This is a genomic window from Arthrobacter sp. 10T413_2 (genome assembly GCF_056394205.1).
Map to the genome: position 1 here is coordinate 1 of NZ_JBFTHK010000179.1, position 8,444 is coordinate 8,444.

Below are 8,444 nucleotides of genomic sequence, written 5' to 3' on the forward strand. Positions count from 1 at the left end.
GGTCAAAGGTCCAGGACCGGGCATCGTGGGTGGGACCGGGCTGGCCGAGCGAGATGACGTCCTCCAGGCCCAGCAAACGGCGCACGATCACCGTGCGGTTGGCCCACGGGCAGGCACGTGCCGCGATGAGCCGGTAACGCCCCGGCTCGACGGGCCAGCCGGGTTCGCCGTTGCGGCCGGGGGCTCCGTCCCGGGTGATCMGGTCCTCGATGTAGTTGGTGTCACKGGTGAATTCCGCGCCGCCGGTCACGTACGCGCCTTTGGTGCTGAATCCGGGGTCGTCGGTGTGGGTAGTMTGGCTCATGGTCCCAGCCTACGGCGGGGAAATGACGTGTCCGAACAAGGCCGTGAACACCGGCGCCATCGGCTGCCACGCAAACCACCAAGCGACGGCCACCACGGCCGCGAAGAGGATAATCCACACCGCGGCCGGGACCKAGGTGGCCCGGGCCAGCAGATAGGCGTCCGACGTCGTGAGCCTGTCACGGTGCCGGAGATGGACGTTTGCCAGTTTGCCGAGGTCCCTGAYGGCGGCGACCAGAAGCGCCAGGCCCAACACGATCATGACGTGCCCGTTGAACACCGGCGGCACAAACAGCACCAGGAGCGCCGCGGCCAGCACGGCGGCGGCGGTGATGAGCAGGCCCGTGCCGTTGCKGAGGAACAGGAAGGACGCCAGGAGGATCAGGGTTCCCACGGACATCGCCGCAGGTCCCCAGCCGTTGAAACCGCACCAGACCATCACGGCGCCAACGACCGCGGGCACGGGGTAGCCCCAGAAGGTGGACCAGGCTGCGGAGGCACGGCTCCTGCTGAACGTCGTGGTGGTGCCGGAGTGATCCAGGCCCAGACGGATACCGCCGAGCCGCTGTCCGGTGGTGAGAGCGGCAAAGGCATGGCCGAGTTCGTGGGTCACCGTGGCGAGCAGTCCGAAGTAGCGCCAGGTGAGGCGGGGCAGGGACACGGCCACGGCCAGCAGGATCACCACGGCGAGCTCGGTGCTGGTCACGTGCGGGCTGGGGGCGTGGGCGAATCCGGCCACGATCCGCTCCCACCATGTCTGGGCCAGGTTCGGTTCCCCGGGCACGAGGAACCAGGTCATGGCCTGCCCGAGGCGTGCTGAAGGATCCGGTAGCGTTCGTCGTCAACCATAGGGTGCAAGGCTAGCGCGGACGCTGCGACAGCGTCGAAACGGATCCGGCTCAAGGCCGGGTGCGGCCGTGCACTACACACGCGGAGGAGCGGACGAACGGGCCGAAAGACCCGTCCGCACGGACATCCGTGTCCGTAAGGTGGAATCCGACCATCAATCCTGCCCAGTCAGGAGTCACTATGGACAATCCGGACGCCGCGGCCGCAACGCCGCGGAACACGCTGCCCGGGGACGCGGCCAATGAAGTCCGTGCCCTCGAGGCGGTCGAAAGCCATCATACGGCGATGCTCAAGCGCCTCGACGCCCTGACCGACGCTCTCATCCACGCCGTGACGGCGGGCAAGACCGTCGCCGAACACGAAGCCCACGAGGTCCTCGTGGAGTGGTGCGAAACCGACCTCCTCCCGCATGCGCTCGCCGAGGAGGGCCCGCTGTACGGGGGAGCGGAAGGCACGCCGGAGGCCCGGCTGCTCGTCACGGCCCTGCTGGCCGAACATCAGGCGATAGCTGGAGCGATCGACCAATTGCGCGGAGCCGGTGGCGTGGACGCCGCCGTCGCGGCCGGCACCCTGCGGGGACTCGTCGCCGTACATCTGGAGAAGGAGAACCGGCTCCTGCTGCCGTTCCTTGCGGGGCACCCGGACCTGTCGCTGGCGGTCGCCGTCGAGGGGCTCGAAGAACTAGTAGGTGAATCCCACATCCATGGAGGGGGCGCGGCCCGCGGGGGCAGCGTCTAGAGTGGGCGCATGGCGGACCGTACGCACCACGAGAACCTCGACTACTCCGTGCTCCCMGGGCACACAGACACCACAGACGCGCTCCTGCGCGAACTTGCCGCGGCCCATGGCGTCGGCACGACGTACTGGGGCTGGGACGGCATAGAGCGTTCCGTGGCCGCGGACACGCTCCGGGACGTCCTGGGAGCCTTGGGAGTCCCGGCCAACGGGATTGMGGAGCAGCAACGCTCGCTGGCGGAGTCCCGACTGGCGCCGTGGCGGCGCATCCTCCCGCCGGTCGTTGTACTCAGGGAGGGGGTGCCGGGGGAGGGACGCGATGTCCACGTCGATGTCCACGTCCCGCACGGAAGCCGCGTCCGCGTCTGGATCGACGCCGAGGACGGCAGCAGGCACGAGGCCGCCCAGCAGGAGAACTGGGAACAGCCCGTCGACGTCGACGGCGTCCTCACCGGCCGTGCGACCTTTGCCGTCCCCGGCCACATTGGCCTCGGCTGGCATACCCTGAGGGCGGACGCCGACGGCACGCTGGCCCAGTGTCCGCTGATCGTGACGCCGGGCCGGCTCCGGACCTCGGCCCGGCTCGCCGGACGTCGCTCCTGGGGGCTGACGGCCCAGCTTTACTCTGTGCGGTCCGCACGGTCGTGGGGGATTGGCGACTTTGCAGACCTCACCGACCTCGCCGTCGTCGCCGGTGAGCAGGGGGCGGGCTTTGTCCTGGTCAATCCGCTGCATGCCGCCGAACCGGTACCGCCTGTGGAAGACTCCCCGTACCTTCCMACCACACGGCGCTTTTTCAATCCCCTCTACCTTCGGGTCGAGGAAATCCCGGAATACGGTTACCTGGACGYTACCGGCCGGGCCGAGGTAGCGCGCCTTGCCGCGAGCCTGCAGGCAGCAAACCGGTCCCGGGACCTCCTGGACCGCAACGCCGCCTACGCGGCGAAGCTGGCCGCCCTCGAACTCGTGTATGCGGTCCGCCGGGGACCAGCCCGCAACCGGCAGTTCGCCGACTTCTGCGCCGAGCAAGGACAGGGACTCGAGGACTTTGCGCTGTGGTGTGCGCTCGCCGAACAACTACCGCCGTCGGCGCCGGAGTGGGCCGGGGCCGCGGCACACCCGGATTCACCGTACTGTGCCGAGCAGCGTTCAACGCTCGCCGCCCGGATGGATTTCCACCGCTGGCTCCAGTGGCTCTGCGACCAGCAGCTCGAGGCGGCACAGAGCTCGGCGCATCAGGCAGGGATGGAGATCGGCATAGTCCATGACCTCGCGGTCGGCGTGAAACCTGGCGGCGCCGACGCCTGGACCCTGGCCGGCGTCCTGGCCCGGGGCGTGAGCGTGGGCGCGCCGCCGGACATGTTCAACCAACAGGGCCAGAACTGGTCCCAGCCGCCGTGGCATCCGGGCAGGCTCGCCGAATCCGGGTACGCCGCCTACCGCGACATGCTCCGGACTGTGCTGCGGCACGCCGGAGGCATCCGCGTGGACCACATCCTGGGCCTGTTCCGGCTCTGGTGGATCCCCGAGGGCGCCGGCCCGGGCAACGGCACCTACGTCTATTACGACCACGAAGCCCTCATCGGTATCCTCGCGCTGGAGGCTCAGCGCGCCGGAGCGATCGTGATCGGTGAGGACCTGGGCGTGTTCGAACCCTGGGTCCGCGRCTATCTGGCCGAACGGGGGATCCTCGGCACCTCGATCCTCTGGTTCGAACATGACGCGAACGGCCCCATCCCGCCGGAACACTACCGCCAGCAATGCCTGACGAGCGTGAACACGCACGATCTTCCCCCGACGGCGGGCTACCTCGCCGGTGAGCACGTCACCTTGYGGGAATCGCTGGGGCTGTTGGGGCGCCCCGTGGATGAGGAGCGCGCCGAGGCAGCGGCCGAGCAGGAGGCCGTCCTGGCGCAGGTCAGGGCCCGCGGATTGCTGCCGGAAGGCGGCACGGATGTCCGGACGACGGTCGAGGCGCTCTATGCCTACACGGCGCTGGCACCGTCCGCGCTGCTGGGCGTGGCGCTCGTGGACGCCGTGGGGGAGTCACGGACCCAGAACCAGCCGGGCACCAGCACCGAGTATCCGAATTGGCGCATCCCGCTGGCCGGGCCCGAGGRCGTCGTCCTGATCGATGACCTGCCGGCCAATGAGCGCTTCCTGTCCCTCCTGGGCACGGTCCRGAGTGCACTCCATTGCGCCACTGATGAGTGATCTGCTCAACCAGTAGATCAGGTGTTTCCCGGCCTACACACAGGAACTGGTGCCCATAATGGTCCCGAAGCTCCGGTCAACCGCTATTTGGTCGGAGCTTCGCCACGTCCGAGTGCACCCGGCTGTCTCCGGTGAAGCTAAGCCTTGTCCTCGACGAGGATGACCAGGGTCTCGGGCAGTACGCCGTCGTAGGCCATCGCCTCGCCCATTGCTTCGCTTTGCATCGCAGCCTTGAATGCGTCCACGTCAGGAACGTCCATCATTACCGCAACGTGCTTGGGGTTCTGCGGGTCGACGAACGTGCGGATGTTGGTGACGCCAAGAGGGCCGAACACCTCTTCGCGCTTGGGTGAGGCAAGCCAATGATCCTTGTCCTTGATGTCGTGGTGGCCGATTATGGTTGGCATGGCGCATCCTCTCTTAGGGGGCAGCGGTCCGCAGGCCCACTGCGCCGAAGGCTACTCGCCGCTCCATATCCGGGCAAGACTATTTTCTTGCCGCATGCGGCCGGGGTCGGCGTGCCTTCTGAATGGCCGTGCTCCACAGGATGGCCGCCCGATTCGTCTACCGGGTTTCCCGGACACTCTCCTGCGATAAGGGCCTTTGGGCACAGGCCGGGCGGGCGTGGACATTCCTACAATGAAGCATGGCCGCCGACGTAACCGAGGTGGAACACAAGTACAGTCCGGCGGAGTCCGCTGCACTTCCGCAGCTGGCCGCTCTTCCGGGAGTGGACCGCGTGGGCGTGGCCGCCATCGAGGAGCTGGACGCTGTCTATTTCGACACCGAAGAACTGGCACTGGCCGCTCAGCGGATCACCCTGCGGCGGCGCACCGGCGGCCAGGATGCGGGGTGGCACCTGAAGCTCCCGCTMGCCGCGGAGGGACGCCGTGAAATCACGGAGCCGCTTGGAAGCGATGAGGGTCCGGTCCCGGAGCGCCTGCGTCAGTTGGTGCAGGTTCACGCCCGGAGTCACGKGCTGGTGCCGGTCGCACGGCTCAAGACCCGGCGGAACTCGATTCCCCTGTATTCCGCCCAAGGCACCGTCCTGGCCTCGTTCAGCGACGACCGTGTGGAGGCGCAAACCTTCCTGACCCCCGCGGAACGGTCGCGGTGGCGGGAATGGGAAATTGAACTCGTCGACGGCACCAGACAGCTGCTGGCCGATGCGGATGATGTGCTCGCCGCAGACGGAGTCCCCGTGGCCACCGCGCCGTCCAAGCTGGCCAGGGCGCTCGGTCCGAACGTACCCGTGAGTCACGCAGCGGTGCCCAACCCGCGCCGGCACGGGCCGGCGTCGGACGTCCTGCTGTTGTACCTGGCCCAACAGGTTCAGGCCCTCAAGGAGCACGATCCGGGTGTCCGCACTGACCAGCCGGATGCCGTGCATCAGCTGCGGGTGGCCGCGCGCCGGTTGCGGTCGGCACTGGCGTCGTTCCGGCAGCTCATGGACGCCACGACGCCCCGGTTCCTCAGGGCAGAGCTGCAGTGGCTGGCCGGCGCTGTTGGTGAGGCGCGGGACACCGAAGTCATGCGGGCCAGGCTGAAGGAACTAATGAGTGCCGAGCCCGCTGAGCTGTTGATGGGTCCGGTTGCGCGGCAGATCGAGGAGAACCTTGGCGCCACCTATCACCAGGCGCATGCTGCAGGGTTAGCGGCGCTGGACAGCGACCGCTACTTCCGCCTCCTCGATTCCCTCGATGCCCTCATTGCCGGGCCGCCGCTTACGGACGCTGCAAGCCGGGATGCACGGCGGACAATTGGCCTTCTCGTCTTGGCTGAACGCAAACGGTTGAAGAAAGCCGTTCGCGCCGCGATCAGCGCGACGGGAACGGCGCCGGAGGATGCCGCGCTGCATGAAGTCCGGAAATGCGCCAAGCGCCTGCGCTATGCCGCCGAAGCGGCAGCCACGATTTTCGGCAAGCAGGCGACGTCTCTTGCTCAAGCCGCGGAGGGGATCCAGGAGATCCTCGGGGACCTCCAGGACAGCGTCGTAACCCGGGAAACCCTTCGAATGCTGGCGGCCCGGACCGCGGCGGGCGGGGGCAACGGATTCAGCTATGGGCGCCTGCAYGCGCTGGAGCAGCGGCGCGGCGAGGAGGCCCGCGCCAGCTTCTACCGCGCGTGGCGGAAGTCCAGGCCGGAGCCTCTCCACTGGAACTAGACACCGTTCCCAACCGCAGAGAGAGCCCCAATGACCGAACCCCGCACCGGCTTGCCGGCCATCTGGTCAGACGGACTCGGCCGCGCGAGCATCCGCGCCGTTCAGGCCCTGGCGGTGGCTGCCCTTGCCTACGCGATCATTTGGGCGGCCACCAGCGTCCCGCTTGTCATCATCCCGGTCCTGATCGCCGTCATCCTGGCTGCAGCGATTTCCCCGCTGGTCCGCTGGCTAACGGGGCATGCCTGGCCGCGCGCCCTCGCAGTCGTTGCCTCCTTCGTGGCCATCCTCGTAGTCGTCGGAGGCATCATCACGGGCATCGTTTTCCTGGTGAACAACCAGTGGGCAGAGCTCTCAGCCCGCGCCGCTGCGGGGATTGACCAACTGCATGCCTTCCTGAATAACGGGCCGGTCCCCGTCACCGACCGACAGATCACCGCTGCCATCGACTCGGCCCGGGTGTTCCTCACTTCCAGCACCTTCGGCGCTGAAGCCCTCACCGGGGCACGGACCGTGGGGGAAATMTTCACCGGCGCGTTACTGATGGTCGTGACCTTGTTCTTTTTCCTCAAGGACGGCCTTGAGATCCGGACCTTTCTCATCGGCTTCCTTCCCGCGGACCACCGCGCCAGGGCACGCCTGGCCGCAGACCGCAGCACCGCCGTCCTGGGCGGGTACGTCCGCGGCACTGCCATCGTGGCCGCAATAGACGGCCTCACCGTMGGGATCGCCCTCGCCGTTATGGGAGTTCCGCTGGCCCTCCCGCTGGGTGTGTTCATCTTCATGGGCGGATTCATCCCCATTGTCGGTGCCACAGTCGCAGGCACCCTGGCCATCGCTGTCGCGCTGATCTCCAACGGCCCCATCCAGGCGCTGATCGTCCTCGCCATCGTGATCGMGGTGAACYAGCTCGAACACCACTTCCTGCAGCCGGTCCTGATGGGCAAGGTGCTCAGCATCCATGGGCTCGCCATTCTGCTCGTCCTGGCCGCCGGCACCATCCTCGCCGGAATCGTCGGCGCGCTGCTGGCCGTTCCGATCACCGCCGTCGCCTGGACCGTTTTTAAGACGTGGACCGAAAAAGATCAGGTGCCCGGACCGGAGAAGCCGGTGCCCGAGCTGCGGGACGGAGAGCCCGTTGAGTGAGAKGGCATGAAAGGCGCCGTCATGGACATCCCGGCGTGGCTGGTCCAGAATCGGGATATGCCCCTGGCCGAGCAGTATGGGCTTTTCTTCGAAGGTGACATGCCGCCGCGGCGCTCCCTGCGCACCGCGTGGCTGCTGGCATTGTTCCTGGGCTTCACCGGCGCGGACCGGTTCTACCTCCACCGGCCCGTCACCGGCACCCTGAAGCTGTTGACGCTCGGCGGCGCCGGCATCTGGTGGCTCATTGACCTGTTCCGGATCACCGACGAATACGCCGCCGACGGTGCATCAATGCCGCTGGTCGGGACCGACCCCCTGCGCCGCGGCCTGCGCACGGCCTCAATTGTCCTGGTCGGMGCCCTCGCGGGTGCGCTGGTCTGCGTCACCGCGGCACCCGTCACCGGGACTGTCACCGCCACCGTCACCGCCGTAAACGCCCTGCTGCACCCGGCCCCGCCGCCCCCGGTGAAAGAGTGGGTCACCGTGGCCGAGGCCTCGGCCACGAAACCCCCGGGGCCGGTCGTGACCCTTACCGGCAAGCTCCACATCGAGTACACCTTCACCGGGCCCGCCGTCGCCTACCTCCAACCCGTGAAAGGGCCGGCGCTCACCGTGCTGTCCCTGGTMAAGGCCGGCGCCKGGGCGATCGGCCTCACCCTGGCCCCGGGAACGTACACGCTGATAGTCAGCACCACCGGCACCATCTGGCACCTCACGGCCCAGGAATACCGGCTCCCCGGGTAGGGCAAGACGGAGCAACACACGGTCTTGGTCGGTTTTCTTTTTTGCCTTGACTCCGGGTAAGCAACGGGCGCACAGTGATGGCCTGTGGCTGGGGCAGCGCACACCCATATCGCAAACCGGGCAGGCCGGTCACGACCGGCTATTGTCCGTACCTGCTTGACGGAGACCCCCCATGCCAGCCATCGGCTTCCAGCACCACGTACCGGCCAGTGCCCCATCGACGGAAAGTCCGCGTCCTCGATGGAGAGCCGCTCTGGTGGCCGTAGTCMTGGTCCTCACTAGCCTCCTTGGG

General features: G+C 67.7%; 7 protein-coding genes and 1 pseudogene. 5 read left to right on the forward strand and 3 right to left on the reverse strand.

The annotated features are described in order from the left end of the window. Together AC1DBQ_RS19460 and AC1DBQ_RS19465 are read right to left on the reverse strand one after the other, a co-directional pair. A pseudogene (locus tag AC1DBQ_RS19460) lies at positions 1–304 on the reverse strand (glutathione S-transferase family protein); the annotation flags it as partial. A 9-nt stretch (positions 305–313) separates the two neighbouring features. Continuing rightward, positions 314–1,102 carry a M50 family metallopeptidase gene (locus tag AC1DBQ_RS19465; RefSeq protein ID WP_476930071.1) on the reverse strand — a complete coding sequence of 263 codons (789 nt, stop codon included), beginning with the start codon at positions 1,100–1,102 and terminating at the stop codon, positions 314–316. Positions 1,103–1,332: 230 nt separating this feature from the next. Here AC1DBQ_RS19465 and AC1DBQ_RS19470 point away from each other — a divergent pair, with 230 nt between their 5' ends. Then, positions 1,333–1,890, forward strand: coding sequence for a hemerythrin domain-containing protein (locus AC1DBQ_RS19470; RefSeq protein WP_476930072.1), 558 nt, complete (start codon positions 1,333–1,335; stop codon positions 1,888–1,890). Positions 1,891–1,899: 9 nt separating this feature from the next. Then, positions 1,900–4,101 carry a 4-alpha-glucanotransferase gene (gene malQ, locus AC1DBQ_RS19475; protein ID WP_476930073.1) on the forward strand — a complete coding sequence of 734 codons (2,202 nt, stop codon included), beginning with the start codon at positions 1,900–1,902 and terminating at the stop codon, positions 4,099–4,101. A 137-nt stretch (positions 4,102–4,238) separates the two neighbouring features. Here malQ and AC1DBQ_RS19480 read toward each other — a convergent pair whose 3' ends face one another. Beyond that, the gene (locus AC1DBQ_RS19480) at positions 4,239–4,508 is read right to left on the reverse strand and encodes a hypothetical protein (RefSeq protein ID WP_476930074.1); all 270 of its coding nucleotides are present in this window, start codon (positions 4,506–4,508) and stop codon (positions 4,239–4,241) included. Positions 4,509–4,747: 239 nt separating this feature from the next. Here AC1DBQ_RS19480 and AC1DBQ_RS19485 point away from each other — a divergent pair, with 239 nt between their 5' ends. From AC1DBQ_RS19485 to AC1DBQ_RS19495, 3 genes are read left to right on the forward strand one after another with little or no spacing between them, the layout of a single operon-like run. Then, positions 4,748–6,265 (forward strand): CYTH and CHAD domain-containing protein, encoded by a 1,518-nt coding sequence (locus AC1DBQ_RS19485; protein ID WP_476930075.1) that lies wholly within the window; start codon positions 4,748–4,750, stop codon positions 6,263–6,265. A gap of 30 nt (positions 6,266–6,295) precedes the next feature. Then, a complete protein-coding gene (locus tag AC1DBQ_RS19490) occupies positions 6,296–7,408 on the forward strand; it encodes an AI-2E family transporter (RefSeq protein ID WP_476930076.1) in 1,113 nt (370 codons plus the stop codon). A gap of 21 nt (positions 7,409–7,429) precedes the next feature. Beyond that, entirely contained in the window at positions 7,430–8,152 is a 723-nt protein-coding gene (locus AC1DBQ_RS19495; protein WP_476930077.1) for a TM2 domain-containing protein, read from the forward strand. The last annotated feature ends 292 nt before the right edge of the window (positions 8,153–8,444 follow it).